Raw genomic sequence first — 22831 nt, 5'->3', positions numbered from 1 at the left:
TTATGAGGTACTGGGATTGCTTATACTCTTTATGGCGGATATGAGATAAAGAATGAGAAGTTTATACAAAGTTTAATTGGTCATGAAAAGAATGAAACGACTCACATTTATGCTCAGTTAAGTGGTAAGCATAGAAAAGACTTTTACCAGAAGTACTTTTAGTTATTAAAAGAGCAGCTCCTAAAATGAACCGCCCCCCAAATGTTAGACACGAATCTAACATTTGGGGGGCAGTTCATTTTCAAGGAAAGCGCCCGATTGTGGAAGATCATTTATGTTAGCTTATTGAAGATAAGCACCCTTTTATTGAACAATTGGTTAAAATTTTTTTGTTGAAAATTTATAAAAGACAGGGGTTCTCCAGGATAATCCTAAGTATAAATAATATTGTAAGTCGGTTTGATAACTCCGCTAGAGTACTGTTTCATGTCCACTAACTTTAAGTTAAGACGTGGCTTTACGCTTCCGAATAGAGAAATACCTTCACCGACTATAATTGGATTAACCTTCAGCACTAATTGATCAATGAGTTTATGTTTAATCAACGATCCAGCTAATTCTCCACCTCCACATAACCAAATTTTACCTTTCGCTTGCTGTTTGAGATTCTTAATAAATCCTATAGCATCACCTTTGATAAGTTCGACCTCTTCGTTTGACTCAAACTGCATGGAGTTTGAAAATATGTAATGTTTTATGCCCTTATAGCCAGGTTCACCTGGTTTAGCACCGAATTGAAATCCAAACTCATATGTTTTTCCACCCATCAATACGGCATCGTATTGTTGAATATCTGATAAAAAGTCTGGGACATGGTCCCCATCAAATAAAAAGCTAGAATTATTAATATTTCCATCTAACATACCTTGATCCGCAATAAAGTTATCTAGTGAAACTGCAACATGATAAATCAATTCAGCCATTCAGTCATCCCTCCAAGAAAATGAGTTATCTAAATTAATTCTATAAAACCGGTTTCATTTCCTTTTCTTATTAATCAACCTGTCCCGTTAACTCAATAAGCTTTATTCCATTAAATGGCCCTTTTCATGAAGAAAGACGCTTTCCTTATTTTTCAGAAAAGCGCCCGATTGTTGAACAAAGGCACAACCATACTCTCCATCTTACCTGCCCCTTTAGTTCAATAAAACGAGGGATTATCCCATGTTGGATCAACGCCCTCTTATGTTGTAGAGATATTTTACTGCAATAGATCAGCAAAATTAAAACGCTCAAACCATTGGTATATAAAGGTTTTCCACAGTTTCCCCCGACATGTTTCTAATATATCTAGAAAAAAAGTAGAACGGCTGCTATGAATCTTTGTAGATTTTGATATATCCCTCTTAGTAGATTCACTAAATACAAAAAGCACCCCAGAATACTATTTCTGAAGTGCTCTTTTACTATTTGTCAATAGGTACAAATTCAATTTGATTAACAGTGAATTCATTCTTTGCACTATCGAATTTGTATATGATATTGAAATCAGCCACATACGTTGGGGACACTCCGATAGATCCAGGGACGTATAATTTTATTCTTTTATTCTCCAATGTATACAAAACTACGCCGCCGAAAGCAAGTTTATCCTGATTTAAATCCGGTGCTGGATCGAAATCATAATCAAATTTAGATTCTTTTCCTTGCACTTTAACTTTAATTGTTAAGCCTTCCCCGCTTTTAGTAACATTCGTTTCAACATGTTCTGCAAGAATTCCCTCAAAGTTTTGCACTTTTATTTCTGAGAGATCCTTACTGTTCAGCACATGTAATTCATCAGTACTTAAGCCAGTGCCTTTTCCTTTGTTAAGAATAATAATCGCTTCTTCATCCCCATCACCTGTAACATCAGTAAAGAAAACTCGAGGTTTAGATTCTTCAAGTTTTGGGAAACTCCAGCTAAACTCTTTCTTAACATTATTCACTTCTACAGTTACACCCTGGTATTCATCATTAGTATCCTTAACAGGTATAAGATTCACTTCATTATTTTTTGAAGACCATGTAATAGTTTTGTCTGTCTCTTGTTCCGGTTGCTCTAACCACTCTTCAATTTTTGATTTCATTTCACTTTTTAAATCTTCAATGTTCCCAGCATTTTGGATCGCAATATCCACATATTTTTCTGGGAACACGCTCTTTAAGGAAGAAACATATTCACTTCCATCATTAGGCACCATGAAATCAACTACTTCATAATCTTTGGACATTTTCATCAATTTTATAGCCATTGGTAAGGATACACCCGTGACTGTCTCACTTCCGGTTATTTTGTTGAAACTATTATAATACGACCATAAATATACTGTTATCGTATCGTTTACTTCCATAGTTCCGTAGATCTTATGCACTTCGAATTGTATATCTGTTTGTTGATAATCAGACATTTGGTGTTTAGCAATAATATAATCAGAAATGATTTGATGCATGTGTTCAGTTACTTTTTCATCCCCATCAACTAATAGTTCATTTTCTTCAATGGGTTTATTTTCGAAAATTGTTTGATAATCATCTACGACAAATTTCTTGTTTTCTCGTTTAAAAGTAAGAGTTTCCTTTGTATGATAAAAGCTAGGGATACTTGTTTGTGTCTTATATGTGATAACAGCGTTCATACCATCAATTTCAATTTCATAATCAACCACCCATGGACTTGATTCACCGATATTATAATTCCAGTTTTCCCCACTTCTAATTATTTGTTCTTGTACAAATTTTTCTTTCGCTTTCTCAGACATCATTTCATAACGAGGTTTTCCATCTCTTGTTTTGAGTGCATTTGCCCAAACGGTAGAAAGCTCTTTAATTTTTTGTTTATCCTCAACCGATCCCACTTCTGTCTCAGCATTACTTGAACTCCCATTCAGACCTTTTTGGAATATATCGATATTTTGCGAGGATAATAACAAAAGTGTAACGATAGCCATGGCGGTTATTCCAGAAACCGGGATTGTTAATTTTTTTAGAAAATCTTTAAGACCTTTCGATTTTGCTTGTTTCTCCATTTTTTTTATTTCTTCCTGTAAAATAGATTCAATTTTTAATTCTGTTTCTTGATTTAGCTGATAATCTTTGGGAAATGAATTTAATCTATCCGATAATTTTTTATTCATTAGTAAAGCCTCCTAACTTTTTCTCAAGAGCTTTTAATGCTCGGTGGTATGTGACATTTACCTTATTTTCACTCCAATGTAGGATAGCCGCAGTTTCTTTAACACTGAGTTCTTTTATCCCTTTTAAAATTAGAACGTCACGGTAATTTTGCTTTAAAGTTTGGATTACTAGATAGATTTCCTTATTTGTTTCATTTAACCGATAGATTTCTTCTGGAGATTCAATATGGCTTTGTTCATAAAAATTTGATAGCTTTTGTTGCTTATCTTTTTCCTTCTTTTGTTTTCTCATTTCATCAATTGCAATATTTCGTGCGATGCTAAAAAGCCATGTTTTAGGGTTAGACAGCTCGTTGAATGTATTCAAACGTCTTAAAGCTCTTATAAAGGTTTCTTGAACCATGTCTTCCACGTCAGTCCTCCCTGTGTAATAGATAAGAAAATTTAAAATATCATTACTATACTCATGAAACCAATCAATGATTATGTCGTTATCTGCCAAAACTCTTTCCTCCTGAATTATGAATATCTGTAAATGAGACGAAAGTTTTTTGTTAAAATTACAGTTTATAAAAATTCTTTTTCACGTTTTTTGGAATAGTTATTCTTCAAGCAAAAAACATCCTAAATCTAATCAAATTATCAAATGTATATACAATATATTCCATAATATGGCCCGACTGTGAGACAAGAAAAAATCCTGCATATAACACAGGATTTTTAATCAATCTTTATTTTAAATAACCGAACTTTTAAAACTTATCACGACCTAAATTTAAAAAGTATAGATAAATTAAAGGACATAACATATTTTATATGACTAATATGTTATGTCCTTTCTCATACAACTAATTGGCAGTTAATTGAATAAGAAAGAGACACCTCGCGCTCGTTAGTTGAATAACTACGGTTTACCTATTACAGGATATACATAGTTAATATCCTCTAATTCTTTAATTAAATCTTCTAAATATGATTGATTTGATACAAATTCAAAGTTAAGTACAGCACCACTTCCTGCTGGATAGCAAGTCTCTCCAGACCAATTTATATGACCTAGCTTATTCATCTTACATTCAAAATGTATAAAACTATCTAAGTTTTTCAATATAGCTTTTCCTGATAATTGCCTATTCATTAACTTCAAGTCATTTACAAAATCTCTAATGTCATCTGTCCTTAAACTAGCATTAAAATCAACATGATGGAAATTGGGTTATTTCAAATGTAAAGGTTGAAATTCCAGGATATTCTACCCCTTTTTCCTTACATTCACTTCTACATACCATTGGAAATTCCTTTCGCCTTCTTATTGAAACAACTGTTTAATAGAAAATAAAATTAAAAATGTTTATCAAAATTGGTTCTATCCCTTTGGACAAATAAAACAGATCATTCACCATATGGAAAACATAAAAAAACAACTAAACATTTTTACTGTTTAGCTGTTTCTTATTTTATATTCGATTATTCCTTAAAGATGGCAGTTCTGGTTCATCTGAAGGTTGGGCTTTAGCTTCAATTTCAAGCTCTTCAATCTTCCGTTCTGCCAAATGGATATATTAGATGGCTGCACTAGCTTGTATACGAACGTGACCCCAAATCATAATGATCAAGCGGCTTAATTTACAGGGGTCAAGGCATCATGGTCCTTTTTGTATTTAAAGCTTACTGCAAAAACGATTCCTAGAACAATTGTATAGGCTGCAAAAACTAACCAGATATGCTGCCAGTCTTTTACACCGTCAACAGTTAAATAATCCACTATTTTTCCACTTATAACAGCACCTAAATAGGCACCGATTCCGTTCACCATTGTCATAAATAAGCCTTGTGCACTCCCTCGAATTCGACGATCCACTTCTTTTTCCACAAAAATCGATCCGGAGATATTAAAGAAATCAAATGCTGCACCATACACAATCATAGATAATAGTAATAAGATGAACCCTCCGCCGGATGGGTCACCATAGGCCAATAAAGCAAACCGCAATGTCCAGGCCACCATACTCAACAGCATGACCGTTTTAATCCCAAATTTGCGTAAGAACAGTGGTATGGCAATAATAAAGAAGACTTCTGAAATTTGTCCAATGGATAATAAAATGGCCGGATATTTAACAGCAAGGCTGTCTTTAAAGTCAGGATTTAACGCAAAATCATGCAGGAATGGGTCAGCAAATGCAAGGTTAATTTGCAGTGCAGCACCAATCAGCATAGAAAAAATAAAGAAGATGGCCATTTTCTTTTGTTTAAACAGTACAAAGGCATCCAGTCCTAAAAGACTGATAACTGACTGGTCCTTCTTGACATTTGATGTTGGACAATCAGGCAGTGCAAATGAAAATAGTACAAGTAAAATGGTAGCCCCCGCTGCAATGTATAGCTGGATATTGCTTAGCTCAAATCCGCCAAGACTAACGGCCCACATAGCAAGAATAAAACTAATGGTTCCATAAACACGAACAGATGGGAAGGCTTTTGTGGTATCGAGTCCCTCTTTTTCTAAACCAAAATAGGAAATGGTATACGATAATGAAATCGTAGGCATGTAAACCATAGAATTAACAAGCATCACCCAAAACATAAGGGTTGGGTCTGAAGTCTGTGCAGCGATAAATAAGCAAATCGCCCCTAGAAAATGACAAATCCCATATAATCTATTTGCTTTTATAAAGCGATCAGCAATAATCCCTACAAGACTTGGCATAATGAGAGAAGCAAGTCCAATTGAGCTATAAACGACTCCAACTTCTGAGCCAGAGAAATGTAAAGTTTTAATCATATACGAACCAAGCGTAACAAGCCAACATCCCCAAATGAAAAACTGGAGAAAAATCATTATTTTAAGCCGAGATTTGATTGTCATTGTTTCCTCCTGCTGAACTTAGACTTTTTCCTCGTTGAACTTTCGAAAAACGTCATATTTTGTTCCACACTAAGAGCCATCGAAATTTGCTTGACGTGCCGCTTCGTATGATTGCTTATATAAACACCTTGAAATAAATAAATTATTAAAATATAAAAAACGCTCCGATTACTACCGGAGCGTTGACTAGGGCATGTGTAAGAGTTGAGCTTTCTTCCACTTAACACTTACCTCGTAGTCAAGCCCTTTACGGTGGCTTGGTAGAAACTCTTGGGCCATATCCCCAATATTATACGACGTAATTCGACATTTAATTCGTATTTATAATAGCAATAATTTAGGGTTCTTTCAACCAAATCACGAATATTTCCATATTGTTCCATAGAAATCATTCGTTTTATTAAGCGTTTGCAATGTTATTCTCCCTTTTCTTCTTTACACTTTTGCAATGTGGCTGAAAGACCCAAATTCCTCAATTAAGCACCAAAAGGTTGGTCAGCCATTAATCTTCACTATCTTACCTTAAAAAATCGTTCCCACATTAATACTACGACACCAGTAAAGATAACCCCAAGAAAGAAAAAGAGTATAAACATTAAAGTTAATAAAGAAGCACTTTTTGAAAATGGTTCAATGTTTGTCCGAACAACGTAATAATTTGTTGCAATCTTACTACTTACTAACATTAGGATCACCATCCCAACAACACAACCACCTATAAAGGTTTTCACACACACACCTTCCTTGCTTCAGAATTGCGCCCTATTCTAGAAGAATCATTATAGTGTTTTATAATTTCACCTATGAAAGTGTCAGCTTCTAGGTGATTGAGTTTTCCATGGATAGAACGTTAGGTTTAGCAATATCCATTGGAATATAGTAAGGAATACCCCAATTTGATCAAGTATTTTGTAATTATCAAAAAATCTTAGGAAAATGAATTGTAATGGCAAAAGGCAGAAAAAGAGAATCAATAGATTGCGATTTAACCTTTTCCATGAAGGCGAATGAGGAGAATGCTTCGACCTCATATCACGAAAAATCCATACACAAGATAGAGACAAAAAAAGGATATCTAAAGGAAAAATTACTTTTCCTGGGGACAAATCTAATCCTAAAGTATCTCCTTTAATATGGACAGTTTCTAAAGAGAAGAACCATGATCCTGATTCAATCACTAAAATCATAGACCATGTTAATAATAACCAACGAAATAGCTTGTGATTGTCTCTCCATCCCAAAATAACTACCGTGGTCATTAGGGCAGTAAATATTAATAAAAGCCAATACTGCCCACCTACTCCTGTTCCACCTATCCCCAACCAACCTGACCACGAATAAGATGGTCCATCGAATAAGCCTCTTATTGTGGGCAACCAGTATGTAAACCCACTGAGCATCACATATATTAGTATTAAGTGTAATAGCTTATCTGGTTTCCGCTCCATAACAAATCACCTCGAATGAATTTATTAATAAATATATTCAGCACAAGATGTTCGTAAGACATAAGCATATTACATATTACTTAACATAAATATCTAGGTCTGGCCCGTTTGTTCAATAAGCACAGTGTGAAAAAAATCTTTATAAATATTAATTGTCATACATTTTCTCTTGAGAAATTATTGATAAAGATTAATATTTATACTGCCGAAACATACATGAGTAAATTGCCAGAAACATCTTACCTCCTCATTATAGGAATCCCCGTTTTAATCTAACACTATAAAACCTCATCGCCTTTAAACTGCCTTCCATCTCAAAATCGCCTTTTTCTATCAACTTTCTTAACCGATACTCGAGGAATTCATCCCCAACATATTGGTCTAAATGCCCTAACACTTCACCAATTAATCTTGCAGATTTCATAAAATCTCCTGGTTCATGTTCATGTTCGCGCTCAGCCTGAAGTTTTTTCGCCATTTTGATCATATATTGGTCATAATGATCCTCTTTGACACTCTTTATCCTTCCTTTGCTCCAAATACGTAATGTTTCCTGACTTTCAGCAAGAGCCAACCATTCTTCTTCTAGTTGCTTCCTTTTAAGTGTTGACAAGGTCGAAGTTAATTTACTTTGCTCATAGATGACCTGGAGTTTTTCAGGAGATAATTCTCCTGACTGTAGGACAGTGTATTCGATATTTGGTCGTTTACAGTGCTCCGCATACATCTTTGTTGTGTTCACCACTTTAATGTCATTTGTTTTGTTTTTTAATAAGTGCAGAACATAACGAAGCCCAGTCTGTTCATGGGCATTATCGGCCACCCATAAAGTAATTGGGACATCCTTTGGAATTGAATATATTTGATTAATTGCCTTATAGAATTTTTGTTGAAAATCTGGAAAATCATCATTTTCGTCATTCAAAGCTATTTTCGTCCATTTTAATCTAGCTTCTTGCCCTGACTTTTCATGCAGCTTCCGGACCGGACCAATCGAAAACATATCTCTAAAAGATATAATCTGTTCTAATTTGTACTTGCCTAATTCCTTTAAAGCCACTCTTAAACTTCCTGCTGGGTAATCCCCAAAAAGAATATGTATCATTTGAAAATTCCGCAATTCGTTCATATCTGACCGTTCTTTTGATAACTCCACACTTGTTGCATATATATTTTTTATGTCATTGACAAACTCGGACTCTGAATACTCCGTTTCTTCTATAAGGTTCAATCGCAATAAAACGTGAAATAGGATGGATTTTGCTTCCGCTGCCGGCAAATGTTCGAACACCTTTTTGAGTTCTTCTATTTTCGTTACACTGCTCATGAGCTTCCCCCTTCTATATTAAATAGAATTTTTATTGCTATAACATTTCCATTCCCTATATTATACTATTTTTACCAACTACTTCGAGGTGCTGTTATGTGGAATATATCAAAAGAAGCAAAAGAAAAATTTTTAAAATGCCATCTTCTTCCCATTCATGAATCCGACAACGACTGGGAAACTATATTAAGAGAAGCCAATGAGAATGGGGAAGATCTCATTACTCTTTTAAAAGAATCACTTGAAGAGGTAAAAGAAGAATTGTTAAAGATCTTACCCAGTCGCTTCATTCCTTATGTGGAAAATGGAACATTAAATCAGCCGTCATTACCAAAAACAGTGCGCGAAGATTATTTACAATGGATTCGAGAAGCAGCTAAGGAATTTGAACAGGTTTTAGATGCTGCATTTAACCATACGAAACAAGCTGTTACATTTTTATCACCAGCGGTTCAGAGTGTTTTTGCTGAAAGTTTACATGACTCAACCATTGAGCGAATTGAACGGGAAGGGGATTCGATTCATCTTTACATTAATACAGAAGGCGGATTTTCAACGAAATCCTATATTCATCTCCTAATTCAAAATGTCATTACTGAAGAAACAGATGTCCCCATACAAGTTGGGCAATGGTTCATTTACTATGAACTCCAGAAAACGGTGAATGGATTTGTGTTCCGCGTGTTATTCGATTGTCCTGATGCCGAATGGACGATTGCAATGAAGGAGATGGATGCCGAGTATTATTATCGTCCGCTTGCATTTGCGAGATTGAGAGATGAAGGAAAAATTGAAGAGACATCACTTGCGGAATATGTTGCGCAATTAAATCCAAGTTATCGATATTGGTTTATTTCACCGAATGTGACGTGTGCCATTAAATCATTTTCGGAAAATATAATACTAGAAAACGGAAAAATTGAATTTGCACAAAATGAATTCATTGTTACAGTAGGGAATGAACAATTTACGTATGAGTTAGATAAGTATCATCCTATAAAGTTCATTTACACGGACATATATGAAGATCCGTATGCTCATTTTTACGAGCCTGTGCCAATTGATGAAATCGAAGCAGCGGCGATAAGTGATAATTTAGAATTACAAGTACGCGCTTGGAATACAATGTATACCCAGCCGGCTGAACTCGCAGACATCATCAATCGTATTTTATGGGAAATAGAGATTACGGAAGAAAATGAAATGATGTTAAGTGTTTATACAAGGCATTTTTATAAAGAAGGGATATTGACAGAAGGAATTATAGAAAAGTATCATGCGCTAATTGATTAGCAATACCTTACTGATTAATTGTATGAATGGAAAACGAAATCGGTTTAATGAAAATCTTTCACAAAATTATAAGCAACATGCAAATTTATAGTTTCTAAGAAATAAAGTGAAACTTCATTCAGTGGGGGTTCTTCAAAGCACAGGACATGACGTTCTTAGTTGATCCTCAGCCCCCACCTATTGTTTTTATTTATATGCGTTGTTTGAATACGGGCTTACGCAGTAAAATACAGTTTACTATTATTGTCCAAGATCATTTTGACGCTTATGAGTCAAAATTTTTAAAAACATACATTAGGAAAATTAAATAAAACTTCCAAGTGCTTGTTGTATGCTCTAAAAATCAATTTTGTATTAACACTTCCTTGTACTTTCTTTGCAAACCCTGCCTGATTTGATCGATTTATTAACCTATCCCATTGTTTTTTAATTTGTTATAAAGAGTTGCGAGGGATATGCCTAGTGCTTGGGCAGCTTGTTTTTTTCCTTTTAAGGTATTACCATATAATTTTAATGCCTTATGAATATGAAGTCTCTCCATCTCAACAAGAGGAATAATTCCAGTTCTATTATTAGCGATATTTTTTGCAGGAATTTTCGCCGCAAAATGTTCCAGTCCTAATATTTCAGTGTCTGATGTTAAAACCGCATATTCTATGACATTTTCTAATTCTCTAACATTTCCGGGCCACGAATGTTCCGATAGCTTTTCAAAAGCTTTAGGTTCTATGCCCAATATCATTTTTCGAAATTTCTTATTATACTTTCTAATAAAAAAGTCCGTTAATTCCAATATATCTTCAACCCGTTCCTTTAAAGAAGGGATTCTTATGGTTATCACATTTATACGGTAGTAAAGATCTTCGCGAAATCTCCCCTTACTTACCATTTCTTTTAAATTGCGATTAGTCGCGGTAATAATTCGGACATCTACTTTAATTGTCTTAGAACCCCCAACTCGTCGTATTTCTCCTTCCTGTAGTACACGTAATAGTTTTGACTGTAGGAGTATAGGCATATCCCCTATTTCGTCCAAAAAAAGAGTCCCTCCATTAGCTAACTCAAAAATGCCGACTTTTTTATTACTCGCCCCAGTAAAGGAACCCTTCTCGTGTCCAAAAAATTCGCTCTCAAGTAAGTGTTCTGGAATAGCAGCACAATTCACTCGAAAGAATGGTTTATCAATCCGTAAACTTGATTCATGAATCGAATGAGCAAATAATTCTTTTCCTGTTCCATTTTCGCCTTCAATTAACACAGTTGAATCCATAGGTGCAACCTTTTTAGCAAGCTGAATCACGTTTTGGATCGAGGAACTACCCCCTATAATATCTGTGAATTTGTAATGTTCGGAATTCCTGTTATACATTTCATTAAGATAATGTGTTGTTTGATTTAACTTTTTTGCAAGATGAATAATTTGAGAGATATCTTTGATTAATATAATAGCTCCTATCATTTTATTATCAAAAAAAATAGGCGATCCATTAGCAACCACTTCTCTATTAATATCAGGAGCAGTGGTTAATCTATCATTAATTATTTTTCTTTCCCTTAATGTCCGTGCAAGAATACTTTTAGGGTTAACTTCATAAATATTTTTACTAATACGTGAATCTTTTTTTATACCAGTAATTTTCTCAAAACTTTCATTAACATACAAAATCTTTCCACTTTCGTCGGAAATTTCAACACCTTCAGGAATACATTCCAATAAAGCTTCTAGTAGCTTAGTTTCTTTACTTTTTTTGTAAAATAATATTAAATCTTTTGAAAGCCTTGAAGAGTCGGGATGAAAAATAGAGCTAATAGAATCTTCCTTAATTAATGATGATACCAAGTCTATATTATTCAAGTGATCACCTCGCATCTACAAAGGATTTTGCTTATTGGGAATAGAACAAACCCCTACACTATATATACCAATTCTATTCGTCAAATATATATTAATTCCTTTAATGTTTAATCCTATTTTCTTTAAAATATAATTTTTCAAACGAAACTCCTTGTTCAAACAAGTGGATGGTCTCTTGCTCAGAATACCCAATTTCGCAAAGTATTTCTTTGCTATGTTCACCTAGACGAGGTGCAAAATGTTCTATTAAAATGGGGGTTTTAGAGAATTGTACAGGAAAGTTAATGTTCCAAATATCTCCCTCTGAAGGGTGATTTACCTTTTCAAAGAAATTAATCTGTTGTAGGTGGGGATCAACTAACAAGTCTTCCGGCTTTAAAATAGGCATTACTGGAATATCTGCTTTTTCAAGTATATTTAACCACTCTCTTGTCTTTTTTGAAATCATGATCTCTTCAATCATCATATATAGTTCATCAGTATGCTTCGTTCTTGCCTCAATATCCTGAAAACGTTCGTCATGTATTAATTCAGTGTTACCAGATAGCGTAAAAAAATTAGACCACTGTTTATCACTATGAATAGTGACACTAATATATCCATCAGCCGTTTGATACGGTTTCCTATATTTTGAAATGACGCGTGGATAAAACGATGAGTCCAAAGGTGGATCGAATGTGAGTCCATACATATGTTCAATTAGAGTATAAGCAGACATCGTTTCGAACATCGGAACTTCGATATTTTGTCCTTCCCCACTTTTTTCCCTATGATAAAGTGCTGCCAAAATAGCGTTTAACATCATTAGACCCGTTGTTTTATCAGCCATAACTGTACCCATATATTGAGGAGAACCAGATAATTCAGTCTGTGCTGCGGCCAATCCAGATGCCCCTTGAATCATATCGTCATACGCTGGCTTATCCCCATAAGGGCCATTTTTACTAAATCCGTATGCACCACAATAAATTAAATTATTATTAACCGTTACTATTTCCTCATAAGAAATCCCTAGTTTTTGGATGGCTTTGGGACGCATAGTATGAACAAATATATCGGCAGTTTCAACAAGTTTAAATAATGCTTTCTTCCCTTCTTCTTTCTTTAAATTCAATACGATGCTCCGTTTGTTCCGGCCAAGATGTAAAAAAGTGCTGCTCATCCCAGTATGTCTTGCAGGACCGATAAAACGAGTAACATCTCCATCTATGCTTTCTACTTTAATAACATCCGCCCCCATATCACCTAATATTTGTGTACAATAGGGGCCCATAATAATTGATGTCAAATCTAAAACACGAAGACCTGATAAAGGACCTTTCATTTCTTGCTCCTCCTCACCTAATTAGTGTCAAAAATTCTAGACTTTTAATTTTCATAGAATTTTTGACACTATCACTCTAAGACCTGTCAACTTTTATATTTTAATACGTTTACTTGATCTGGATAGGACATTTAATCTACAAACATTTGATCAAATAGTAATCTATAGCTTTAACTTTCTAAAATTTAATTCATCATCATTCCTGGCAACCATGTAGATAAGAAAGGAAATAGAATTAAGATAAGAAGAATTATCAGGTCCGCTATTACAAATCTAGTCACTCCCCGAAAGCCTTCTGACGTACTTACCCCTGCTGCACCCGAGGCAACAAATACATTCATACCAACAGGAGGTGTAACTAACCCAATTTCTGCTGTTTTTGTTACAATAATACCAAACCAAATAGGATTAAATCCTAAGGAAATCATCAAAGGAAAGGTGAACGGGAGTGTTAAGATAAGAATGGCCACCTGATCCATAAACACACCTAATATTAGGTATAGAATGACTACAAAGGTGAGCACGAGCCATTTTGACATGCCGGAATCAACTATTATATGAATTACATCTTGTGTAACTTGAGAAACGGTCAAAAAATAACCAAATATCATTGCACCGATGATTATTGTCATGATCATTGCTGTTGATTTTAGAGTTCTTTGAAAAGCGTTTTGTGTGTTCTTAAATGTTAATCTGCGCATGGATAAAGCAATAACAATCGTTGCAAAAGCTCCAAAAGCGCCTGCTTCAGTAGAAGTAACGATGCCTGAATAAATACCTCCTATCACCACAGTCATAAGTATCAAAGCAGGCCAAACAGTCTTAAGGGATCGGAAGCGCTCACTTATTGAAGGCTTTTCTACTAGTTTTGGTGCAACGTCAGGTTTTCTTTTTACCCAAAAATAAATGGTGACCATATATCCTAAAGCGGTAAGAATCCCTGGAATAATACCAGCAATTAGCAGACCACCGACACCCGTTTCCGTTATGATTCCGTATAGAATAAGAACAATGCTAGGGGGAATCATAATGGCAAGTGTTCCTGACATGCTAGCCACCCCCATTGCAAAATGGGTCTTATAACCATATTTCTTCATCTCAGGAACGGCTGAAGTAGCGAGTGTTGCTGCAGCTGCTGTACTTGAACCACTTATTGCCCCTAGCCCAGCACCGGCAAGCACTGTTGCAATACCTAAACCTCCTGGTAAATGACCAAGCCATTTGTTTGAAGCGTAAAAAAGATCTTTTGTCATATTACTTGCTGTCATTAGTTCTGCCATTAAAATAAACATAGGGATGGTTGTAAATAAAAAGACTGCAGCATTTTCATATGGTGTGGTTTGGGCAATACCTAAAAATAAATCCAATCCCCCTATAAGAATTAAGCCAACTGCGCCGGATATAGCCATAGAGAAAGCGATGGGCATTCCAGTAGCTATAAATAATAATAACAATATCAACGGAATAGCAACTATCATCTTATTAATCCCCCCTATTCATTTTTAACTGAAATATGGTTTTGACCATTATTTTCATCAGTAGTATTAAAGTTTAATAGACTTTGGAAAGCGATCAGTAATAAACGTAAGGTGAACATATAAGCCCCAATAGGTACCCATATCCATGATAGCCATATTGGCCAAGGAATAAGTCCAGTTGCGACATAATGATTAACAAATGCTTCTTCGGTCATAAACATCGCTTGATAGGCAATAACGAACATCAGTACAGCCGCTAACAGCGTATATATGATATCCATTACTTTTACTAATCTTTTAGGTAAGTATTGAATAAACAAATCAATTCGAATGTGACCTTTCATTTTCATCACATAACTCATACTAAGAAACACTACGATAACCATTAAATATTTTTCAGTAAAAAAATAAGCTCCAGTAATTGATTTACTAAATATATACCTCATGACGGCATCAGCTGTTGTAAGCAACATCATGATGAGGACAGCAATTTGGGCAATGAAAAATAAGAAGGAATCTATTTTATCAAATACATCAATTACCTTTTTCATTTAAACACTCCTTAGTGTTAAGTTCTTAAAAAAAATTTAGGACTGATGAGATTCATATTTTGTTAGTTTTAACTGATTTTCTGGAAAAACATACTAGCTTACATCGAGGAAAATAGGGCTATTGTTCCCAAAACATCAATAGCCCCAAAACTTATTTTGCAAAGATAATATGATTTCTTAATTACTAAACTCCTCATTATATTGTTTAAACTTCTCTAAAATCTTTGTTCCAGGTGAACCTTTTGCATCTAAGTCTTCAGCCCATTTTTTATTAAAAGGCTGTAACTCGTTATTCCATTCCTGTAATTCATCTTCTGGTAATGTGTAAAACTCAACATGTGATGTTTCAACGTATTCCTTCATTAACTCATTTTCGTGTTCCACTACCCCATTTCCAAATTTATCTACAATTTCTTGACTAGCTAGCCACACCGCATCTTGGACATCTTTTGGCCAACTATTCCAAACTTGTTCATTTACCGAAAAGGTTAAACCAAAGGCAGATAACGATGCATTGACAGTTGCATACTTTGCTATAGAATCTAATTGATAGGCAGGCCAGCTAAATAAAGATAATAGTGTCCCATCTACTGTACCTCTATCCCAAGCAGTGTACATCTCTGGGCCAGGAATAGTCACCGCAGTCACTCCCCAACTGTGCATGATTTTCTCTTGTAACCCATCCGCAGTTCTAATCTTAAGACCCTTAAAATCTTTGATTGCCTCAACCGGATGCTTTGAATTTACAATTTGGTATGGATTTGTAGTAGCCGCCCATAGAGGTTTTATTTTATTTGGTTTAAACTCTAACTCATATAAATCTTCTTGAACAAGTTTATTAAATGCTCTTGAACCACTTACAGCATCCTTTACAAGACCAGGATTCCCACTAACACTTGACAATGGCATTACATCACCAATCCACTGCGGGCCTATTAAAGCGATATCAGCCACTTTATTTTTCACTATATCTAATAAACTACTTGCCTTTCCTAATTGTTCCGCTGGGTAATACTCCACTTTTATTTTCCCTTTTCCTAACTCTTCAATTCTATCGATCCAAGGCAGTGTGCCAAGTGTAGAAATCAAATGTGTTTTAGGAAGATTATCAGCAATTTTGATAATGACTTGTGCATCATTATTCGCTCCATTGGTATTTTTAGTGTTATTATTCCCTTGAGTTTTCTCCGCATTACAAGCAACAAGCCCTACTGTTAACATGAACAGCAACAATACCACGAAAATTTTTCTAGCCGTTCTTTTCAAATTGCATTCCTCCCTTTTTATTACAGTTTTTTGATGGGTCATACAATCTTTTATTTTGTGTGCGCTTAAAGATTCCCTTTAAATGTACTTTGATCTTATAAACGTAATTTTGCTCACTGGCTTGAATAAGGATGGGATCGTATCACTTTCAATCTGTTCCAAAAACAATCCCTTTGTTATATAGATCCTTTATTTGAAGCGATGAATAACCTTCCTCTGAAAGAATTTCAGTAGTGTGTTCACCCTTTTGGGGCGGATGAATATCTGCGGAAAAGAACTTTTCATTATAACTAATTGGATTTCCAATTACCCTTACTGTTTCTGTCGGGAGATTAAACTCTATTAATGGCATAGTAGAAGTGAATTGATGATCCTTAATAATATCCTCAAAATTATTCAATGGTGCGCTTAATACATCTGCGGATTGCAACTTTTGAATCCATTCTGATGAAGATTTTGTTTTAAAGACTGATTCTAATAGTTGATTTAACTTCTCGCGATTTTCTAATCGCTTCATATTCGTATTAAAATAATCGTCACTTATTAAGTGGGAATGATCGATCGCATAACAAAGCTTTTCCCAATGTGATTCCCTTAACACTGCGATCGTAATATACTTTCCATCTGCAGTTTGAAATGAGCCTGCTGGTGATAAAGAAGGATTCTGATTACCGTGACGCTGAGGTAATCTACCTTCTATCAAATATTCAGATAAAGGGTTTGCCATCATTGCTAATGCTGTATTCATCAAACTTATATCTATTTTCGCTCCTTTTTCTTCATTCTTCTTAGAGTAAAGAGATAATAATATGGCCTGGACCGCATTATTTGCAGCAAACATATCTATTAATGGAAAAGAAATTCGTAATGGTTGCCCGTCTCTATCCCCAATCATATCCATCATGCCACTTATTGACTGCACAACTGTGTCACTTGCTGGTAAGTGAGAAATCTCCCCCTTTTGTCCAAAACCCGATATTGTACAGTAAGTAATATTGGGACTAATCTTACGACAATCTTCATAACTAAGATTGAAACGCTTCATAACACCAGGACGATAATTAGAAATGATGACATCTGCGTTTTTTAATAATCTACTTAAAATGACATGTCCTTCATTTTTATTTAAATCTAAGCCTAAGTCTCGTTTATTCCGATTTAAAGCTATAAATTGAGAATTTAAATCCCCATCATATCCTCTCTTTTTACCGGAACTTCTTCCCCAATCACCATCAGGTCTCTCAATTTTAATTACATTAGCTCCCATATCCCCCAAAATAGTTGAAGCGTAAGGACCAGCAACCCCTTCAGTCATGTCGATTACTTTAATACGTGATAAGATTTTCATGAAATAACTCCTTTTTCATACCATTGTCGAGTTTATTTCCCTTTAAAATTCGCTTGTCTTTTTTCGGCAAAAGCTAGAGGTCCCTCTATTGCATCATCCGTTTGTTTTAGAATCTTTTGCATGGCTGTTTCCATGCGCAATCCATCTTGAAAATGCATATATTGTGAGCGTATGGACAATTCTTTAATAGCTCTTACAGCTAGTGGGCCATTTTCACATATTCGGAAGGCATAATTCATTGCGGTATCCATTAATTCATCTTGAGGGACCACTTTATTTATTAGTCCGAATCTAAGTGCGTCTTCTGCATTAATTGAATCTCCTGTTAAAAGTAATTCCATTGCAATTGGATACGGTAGTTGTCTTAATGTTCTTTGGGTCCCACCGTTTCCTGGTAGTAAACCTCTTTTCACTTCTGATAAGCCAAACGTTGCATTTTCAGATGCAATCCGAATATCAGTCGCTAATAAAAGTGTCATGCCGCCTCCTAAACAATATCCGTTGACAGCAGCAATTACTGGTTTCCATACTTCAAGACCACTATTTAATAATTGATTGTTTTGGGTCTTCCAAAATTCCCAGTGTTCTTCTTCCATTGGGATTGTTTTCTTCAGATCAGCACCAACTGTAAAGGATTTATCACCTGCGCCTGTGATAATGGCCACCCATATATCTGGATTATCTCGAACTTCTACCCAAGCAGTAGATAATTCTCTATAAGTTTGTGGGTCCATTGCATTTAAAGCTTCAATTCTATTAATAGTAATTACGGCAATGGATCCTCTTTTTTCAAAATTAATTGACATGAACTTACCTCCAGTTTAGGAAATATCACAATCAATGATCCGATTGGGATGAATACAAATGTTACGATATGTTCTGGGGTGACTTAATCTGTTTATTTTTTGCCATTAGCGCCGCCCGCTTGGCTTTTACGACTAGTTCTCCTTTCTGGTTGTACCCTCTATGCTCAAACCAAACAATTCCCCGATCAGGTTTTGACTTTGATTCCCTTTTCCCAACCACCTCAGTCACTCCTCTAAGGGTATCTCCAATTCTTACTGGTGCAGGGAAAATTATTTCATCGAATCCTAGATTCCCTAATGTTGTACCTAATGTAAGATCAGAAACCGAAACACCCACAGCAAATGCCATGGTAAATATACTGTTAACAATAATACTTCCGTGAATTGAAGACTTTCCAAACTCTTCATCGAGATGGAGGGGTTGAGTATTGTGTGTTAAAGTAGTAAATAGCAAGTTATCTGTTTCCGTTACTGTACGAGTAATCGGATGTTCGTAAATGTCACCTACAATTAGTTCTTCGTAAAATTTACCAGCAGTCATTAGAATCACTCCTAGTTTTTATTTCAGTAGAAACATAATATTTCCGTGAATTTTAAAGAACTAATGATCTATTAAATAACGCGAGGTACCTAGTATTTCACACAGCCAAATTGGATTATAATAGCCCCTTATATTATTTTTATTTGAAATTTTCTGCAAATTTCAGCATTTGTTTGGCAGTATTTACATGAGCATAATCTATATGTTCGCCTTCATATAAAACGGCCCCAGCTCCTTCCTTAAGGGCTGTTTCAAATGCTTCGATTATTCCTTTATAATATGCGATCTCTTCATTAGATGGAGAGTATACTTCATTTATGATTGAAACATTTGAAGGATGCACAACCACTTCTCCTAAAAACCCTAGCTGCCGATTGAAGAGAGCCGCTTCTTTTAATCCCTTTAAATCGTGAATATCTTGCCACAGACCACCGATCGGAATTACATTAGCTGCCCGTGCGGCTAATATTACTTTTGATCGAATAAATAGTCTTTCTAATCCTTCAGGTGTCCATTGATAACCTACGGATCGGGATACATCACCATTTTTAGGGCTAACTCCAGCTATACCAATTACCCGATCTTTCATAGCAATTTCATAGGCTAGGTATATAGAACGGGCTGTTTCAAGTGTAGCTATAAACTTCGTAGAGCCAATTTCCATATTCTTGTTGTATTCTATTTCAGAAACAATACTAGATAGTGTATCAACATCCTCTGGTCCATTGATCTTTGGTATCAATATACCTTCGAGTTCAGGTTGAACGATTGCATTTAAATCATCTATATCAAACCCATATGGACCCCTATTGATTCGTACATAAACTCTCTGAACTTGTTCCTTTAATGGGGCAATCGCCTTTGCTACATAGTTTCGGGCTTCAGACTTAAGATTTACTGGCACACTGTCTTCTAAATCTAGAATGATTGCGTCTGAATTATAAGAAGGTATTTTGCTAAACCAATTTGGCTTAGATCCCGGTACGAATAACATACTGCGGATTGGTTTCATTCTTTTCCCCTCACTTATTTTTTATTTATAAGATGATTTCCTTGTGTAATTATATGAAAAAAGAAACTAGATCTATTAACTTAGTGAATTTTCAAACTATTATTATAGCACTATTCGAATCAATAGGACCTTGGTAACCCTAACACTTTCTCTGCAACAAAGCTTTTAACCAATTCATTGGTAATAGGTGCAACTCTTGGAAGTCGGGCCATCCGGAAGATCCGTTCAATATTGTATTCTTTAGCATAAGCATATCCACCGAATGTTTGGAAAGCCGTATCAACCGCATTGAATCCAGCTTCTGATCCACGTAATTTCGCCATATTTGCTTCAGCCCCACAAGGTTTACCTTGCTCGTATAACCAACAAGCTTGATATATCAATGCTTCCGCTGCTTTCAAATGCGAATATGCATCTGCTAATGGGAATTGTACACCTTGATTCTGACCAATCGGACGTCCAAATACTATTCTTTCATTGGCATATTGACAAGCCCTTTCAATGGCTCCATATCCCATCCCAACGGCCTCGGCTGCAATTAGTATTCTTTCAGGGTTTAATCCGTCCAATAGATGGTAAAACCCTTTCCCCTCTTCCCCAATTAAATCAAATTCATCAACTTCTAAATTTTCAATAAAGAGTTCATTCGTATCGATTCCATTGCGACCCATTTTTTCAATTTCATTGATTGTAATAGCTGAACGATCCATCGGAGCAAAGAAAATTGACATACCATCCGTTTTTTTCTTGACCTCATCGTAAGGAGTTGTACGGGCAAGTAGTAACATTCGATCTGCCTTTTGTGCCTTTGTAATAAATACTTTGTGACCATTGATAATGTATTTATCTCCTTGCTTTTTTGCAAATGTGGTAATCCTTGCTGTATCTGTTCCAGCATTAGGTTCTGTTACCCCAAAACATACGTGAAGGTTTCCACTGGCAACGTCGGGTAGATATTTTTGCAATTGAGCTTTATTCCCATGATAATATAAGGGGTTCGCTCCAAACATTGATAAATGTATAGTTGAAGCTCCATCCATCCCTGCTGCTGATTTGGCTATCTCCATTAAAATAATGACTGCATCCGTAATCTTTAGCCCTGCACCTCCATATTCTTCCGAGATTAATACACCAATTAACCCCGCATCAGCACATGCTTGCCAAAATTCAGTAGGGAAGATATGTTCCTTTTCAATATTTCTCCAATATTCATCATCAAAAGATTTACAAATATCTCGAGTTACTTTTCTTAACATCACTTGTTCTTGTGTCAATTCAAAATTCATTTTTTATTCCTCCTTGTTTGTTGGTTTATATAATTCCTTCATTCCTTAAATTAGTAATCTGGGAGGATGTGTATCCTATTTCTTTAAGAATTTCATTTGTATGTTCACCTAATTTAGGTACTGGTCTTGTTACTTTTGATTGCGAATGAAGGAATTTATAGGGGAAGTTTAAACCAGTTACTTCCCCTAAGTTATCTTGAGTCCAACTAATAAGAAGTTCCCGTGACTTTGTTTGTTCACTTTTTAATACTTGGTCAAGATTATTAACCAAGGAACATGGAACCCCATAATCCTTAAATAATGCAACCCAATCTTTCCCCGATTTATTCAACAGTGCGTTTTGGATCTGATTATCAACTTCTTCCCTGTTCTCTAATCTGCCTAGATCTGTTGTATATGGTTTTCTTCTATATTTTTCATCTAAATTTAATAAGTCACAAAGAATGAACCATTGACTTTCATTACTAATAACGTGAATGTATGAACCATCACCTGTTAAATAGTTTCTGCTAGGTACACGATGGGGATGCTCTGACCCCATCCGCTGTGGGACTTCATTTTTGAAAAAGGGAATAGCCGCAATGATCCCCATTAAGGAAACAACTGAATCATATAAAGCGATATCTATGTATTCACCTTCATTTGTGATCGATCGCTTATATAAAGCTGCTGCTATAGCAAATGCCCCATATAGGCTTGAGGATATATCCGCAATCGGAAACGCAGTTTTAACTGGTGAACCTCCTTTCTCCCCAGTTAAACTCATTACACCTGTATCAGCTTGAATGATTGGGTCATATCCTTTTAATTTACTATTTGGACCTGACTGACCGTAAGCGGATAAACTAAGATAAATAAGATCTGGATTTACTTCTTTGAGATCTTCATAAGATATTCCTAGTCTTTTAGCAACACCAGGGGCAAAGTTTTCAACGACTACGTCACAAGTTTTAACAACTTCCTTCACAATTGTGATTGCCCTTTCCTCTTTTAAATTCAAGGTAATTGACTTTTTGCTTCTGTTCAATGCCATAAAGTACCCACTCCAATCCTGCTTAAGAGGATACCAACCTCTGGTTTCATCTCCTTTTTTAGGTACTTCAACTTTTATTACTTCAGCCCCTAGCTCAGCAAGCATCTGTGTACAAAAAGGCCCCGAAAAAACTCGAGTAAAATCTAACACACGTATATTTTCGAACATATCTCCAACCCCTTTGATAAGAAAATCATACTTCTTTAAACCAGGAACCATTTTATTTATTTGCCTTGTCTTTATATAATGCAAGATGTATGCCAATTCTAAAAAGTCAT

The 22831-nt window shown here is 35.4% G+C and carries 18 protein-coding genes, 1 pseudogene and 1 riboswitch; of the genes and pseudogenes, 1 reads left to right on the top strand and 18 read right to left on the bottom strand.

Annotation, left to right across the window (positions count from 1 at the left end):
* Positions 1 to 371: 371 nt before the first annotated feature.
* The 7 genes and pseudogenes from F7731_RS12055 to F7731_RS12030 all read right to left on the bottom strand — a co-directional run bounded on the left by F7731_RS12055 (position 372) and on the right by F7731_RS12030 (position 8760).
* On the bottom strand, positions 372 to 923 hold the full coding sequence (locus tag F7731_RS12055; RefSeq protein ID WP_151535028.1) for a dihydrofolate reductase family protein: 552 nt from the start codon (positions 921 to 923) through the stop codon (positions 372 to 374).
* A 483-nt stretch (positions 924 to 1406) separates the two neighbouring features.
* A complete protein-coding gene (locus F7731_RS12050; RefSeq protein WP_151535027.1) occupies positions 1407 to 3116 on the bottom strand; it encodes a hypothetical protein in 1710 nt (569 codons plus the stop codon).
* A complete protein-coding gene (locus F7731_RS12045) occupies positions 3109 to 3618 on the bottom strand; it encodes an RNA polymerase sigma factor (RefSeq protein WP_151535026.1) in 510 nt (169 codons plus the stop codon). The genes F7731_RS12050 and F7731_RS12045 overlap by 8 nt, the downstream gene beginning before the upstream one ends.
* 402 nt (positions 3619 to 4020) lie before the next feature.
* Positions 4021 to 4317, bottom strand: a pseudogene (locus F7731_RS12040) (WapI family immunity protein); the annotation flags it as partial.
* A 420-nt stretch (positions 4318 to 4737) separates the two neighbouring features.
* Positions 4738 to 5985 carry a nucleoside permease gene (locus F7731_RS12035; RefSeq protein WP_151535024.1) on the bottom strand — a complete coding sequence of 416 codons (1248 nt, stop codon included), beginning with the start codon at positions 5983 to 5985 and terminating at the stop codon, positions 4738 to 4740.
* Between the two features lie 215 nt (positions 5986 to 6200).
* Positions 6201 to 6302, bottom strand: a riboswitch (purine riboswitch).
* Between the two features lie 195 nt (positions 6303 to 6497).
* The gene (locus F7731_RS26475; RefSeq protein WP_170289698.1) at positions 6498 to 6671 is read right to left on the bottom strand and encodes a hypothetical protein; all 174 of its coding nucleotides are present in this window, start codon (positions 6669 to 6671) and stop codon (positions 6498 to 6500) included.
* A gap of 1012 nt (positions 6672 to 7683) precedes the next feature.
* The gene (locus F7731_RS12030) at positions 7684 to 8760 is read right to left on the bottom strand and encodes a DUF1835 domain-containing protein (protein ID WP_212031180.1); all 1077 of its coding nucleotides are present in this window, start codon (positions 8758 to 8760) and stop codon (positions 7684 to 7686) included.
* A 96-nt stretch (positions 8761 to 8856) separates the two neighbouring features.
* Between F7731_RS12030 and F7731_RS12025 the strand changes: the two genes are divergently transcribed.
* Positions 8857 to 10053 (top strand): DUF4085 family protein, encoded by a 1197-nt coding sequence (locus F7731_RS12025; RefSeq protein ID WP_151535023.1) that lies wholly within the window; start codon positions 8857 to 8859, stop codon positions 10051 to 10053.
* Between the two features lie 406 nt (positions 10054 to 10459).
* On the opposite strand, the gene F7731_RS12020 is transcribed toward F7731_RS12025, so the two are convergent.
* From F7731_RS12020 to F7731_RS11970, 11 genes are all read right to left on the bottom strand, one after another.
* Complete coding sequence (locus F7731_RS12020) at positions 10460 to 11908, bottom strand: sigma-54 interaction domain-containing protein (RefSeq protein WP_170289697.1); 1449 nt, start codon at positions 11906 to 11908, stop codon at positions 10460 to 10462.
* A 100-nt stretch (positions 11909 to 12008) separates the two neighbouring features.
* A complete protein-coding gene (locus F7731_RS12015) occupies positions 12009 to 13232 on the bottom strand; it encodes a CaiB/BaiF CoA transferase family protein (protein WP_151535021.1) in 1224 nt (407 codons plus the stop codon).
* A 185-nt stretch (positions 13233 to 13417) separates the two neighbouring features.
* Positions 13418 to 14710, bottom strand: coding sequence for a TRAP transporter large permease (locus F7731_RS12010; RefSeq protein ID WP_151535020.1), 1293 nt, complete (start codon positions 14708 to 14710; stop codon positions 13418 to 13420).
* 14 nt (positions 14711 to 14724) lie between these two features.
* A complete protein-coding gene (locus F7731_RS12005; protein ID WP_151535019.1) occupies positions 14725 to 15261 on the bottom strand; it encodes a TRAP transporter small permease in 537 nt (178 codons plus the stop codon).
* Between the two features lie 177 nt (positions 15262 to 15438).
* Positions 15439 to 16527 carry a TRAP transporter substrate-binding protein gene (locus F7731_RS12000; protein ID WP_170289696.1) on the bottom strand — a complete coding sequence of 363 codons (1089 nt, stop codon included), beginning with the start codon at positions 16525 to 16527 and terminating at the stop codon, positions 15439 to 15441.
* A 148-nt stretch (positions 16528 to 16675) separates the two neighbouring features.
* Positions 16676 to 17875, bottom strand: a complete 1200-nt coding sequence (locus F7731_RS11995) for a CaiB/BaiF CoA transferase family protein (protein WP_151535017.1) — start codon at positions 17873 to 17875, stop codon at positions 16676 to 16678.
* A 32-nt stretch (positions 17876 to 17907) separates the two neighbouring features.
* On the bottom strand, positions 17908 to 18681 hold the full coding sequence (locus F7731_RS11990) for an enoyl-CoA hydratase/isomerase family protein (RefSeq protein ID WP_151535016.1): 774 nt from the start codon (positions 18679 to 18681) through the stop codon (positions 17908 to 17910).
* A 61-nt stretch (positions 18682 to 18742) separates the two neighbouring features.
* On the bottom strand, positions 18743 to 19222 hold the full coding sequence (locus tag F7731_RS11985; protein ID WP_151535015.1) for a MaoC family dehydratase: 480 nt from the start codon (positions 19220 to 19222) through the stop codon (positions 18743 to 18745).
* A 139-nt stretch (positions 19223 to 19361) separates the two neighbouring features.
* Positions 19362 to 20234, bottom strand: coding sequence for an HpcH/HpaI aldolase/citrate lyase family protein (locus F7731_RS11980; RefSeq protein ID WP_151535014.1), 873 nt, complete (start codon positions 20232 to 20234; stop codon positions 19362 to 19364).
* A 119-nt stretch (positions 20235 to 20353) separates the two neighbouring features.
* The gene (locus F7731_RS11975) at positions 20354 to 21520 is read right to left on the bottom strand and encodes an acyl-CoA dehydrogenase family protein (protein ID WP_151535013.1); all 1167 of its coding nucleotides are present in this window, start codon (positions 21518 to 21520) and stop codon (positions 20354 to 20356) included.
* A gap of 25 nt (positions 21521 to 21545) precedes the next feature.
* Complete coding sequence (locus F7731_RS11970; protein WP_170289695.1) at positions 21546 to 22721, bottom strand: CaiB/BaiF CoA transferase family protein; 1176 nt, start codon at positions 22719 to 22721, stop codon at positions 21546 to 21548.
* Positions 22722 to 22831: the final 110 nt, after the last annotated feature.

The organism is Cytobacillus depressus (assembly GCF_008923245.1).
In the GTDB taxonomy this organism is placed as follows: domain Bacteria; phylum Bacillota; class Bacilli; order Bacillales; family Cytobacillaceae; genus Cytobacillus; species Cytobacillus depressus.
Note: the sequence above shows the minus strand (reverse complement) of the source record. Positions and strands in the feature narration are given on the sequence as shown.

Bases quoted from the DNA above. Each gene is read 5' to 3' on its own strand.
- F7731_RS12055 (WP_151535028.1), bottom strand. From the start codon at position 923: ATGGCTGAATTGATTTATCATGTTGCAGTTTCACTAGATAACTTTATT.
- F7731_RS12025 (WP_151535023.1), top strand. From the start codon at position 8,857: ATGTGGAATATATCAAAAGAAGCAAAAGAAAAATTTTTAAAATGCCAT.
- F7731_RS11990 (WP_151535016.1), bottom strand. From the start codon at position 18,681: ATGTCAATTAATTTTGAAAAAAGAGGATCCATTGCCGTAATTACTATT.
- F7731_RS11995 (WP_151535017.1), bottom strand. From the start codon at position 17,875: ATGAAAATCTTATCACGTATTAAAGTAATCGACATGACTGAAGGGGTT.
- F7731_RS12015 (WP_151535021.1), bottom strand. From the start codon at position 13,232: ATGAAAGGTCCTTTATCAGGTCTTCGTGTTTTAGATTTGACATCAATT.
- F7731_RS12005 (WP_151535019.1), bottom strand. From the start codon at position 15,261: ATGAAAAAGGTAATTGATGTATTTGATAAAATAGATTCCTTCTTATTT.
- F7731_RS11970 (WP_170289695.1), bottom strand. From the start codon at position 22,721: ATGTTCGAAAATATACGTGTGTTAGATTTTACTCGAGTTTTTTCGGGG.
- F7731_RS12050 (WP_151535027.1), bottom strand. From the start codon at position 3,116: ATGAATAAAAAATTATCGGATAGATTAAATTCATTTCCCAAAGATTAT.
- F7731_RS11980 (WP_151535014.1), bottom strand. From the start codon at position 20,234: ATGAAACCAATCCGCAGTATGTTATTCGTACCGGGATCTAAGCCAAAT.
- F7731_RS26475 (WP_170289698.1), bottom strand. From the start codon at position 6,671: ATGTTAGTAAGTAGTAAGATTGCAACAAATTATTACGTTGTTCGGACA.
- F7731_RS12030 (WP_212031180.1), bottom strand. From the start codon at position 8,760: ATGAGCAGTGTAACGAAAATAGAAGAACTCAAAAAGGTGTTCGAACAT.
- F7731_RS11985 (WP_151535015.1), bottom strand. From the start codon at position 19,222: ATGACTGCTGGTAAATTTTACGAAGAACTAATTGTAGGTGACATTTAC.
- F7731_RS12035 (WP_151535024.1), bottom strand. From the start codon at position 5,985: ATGACAATCAAATCTCGGCTTAAAATAATGATTTTTCTCCAGTTTTTC.
- F7731_RS11975 (WP_151535013.1), bottom strand. From the start codon at position 21,520: ATGAATTTTGAATTGACACAAGAACAAGTGATGTTAAGAAAAGTAACT.
- F7731_RS12010 (WP_151535020.1), bottom strand. From the start codon at position 14,710: ATGATAGTTGCTATTCCGTTGATATTGTTATTATTATTTATAGCTACT.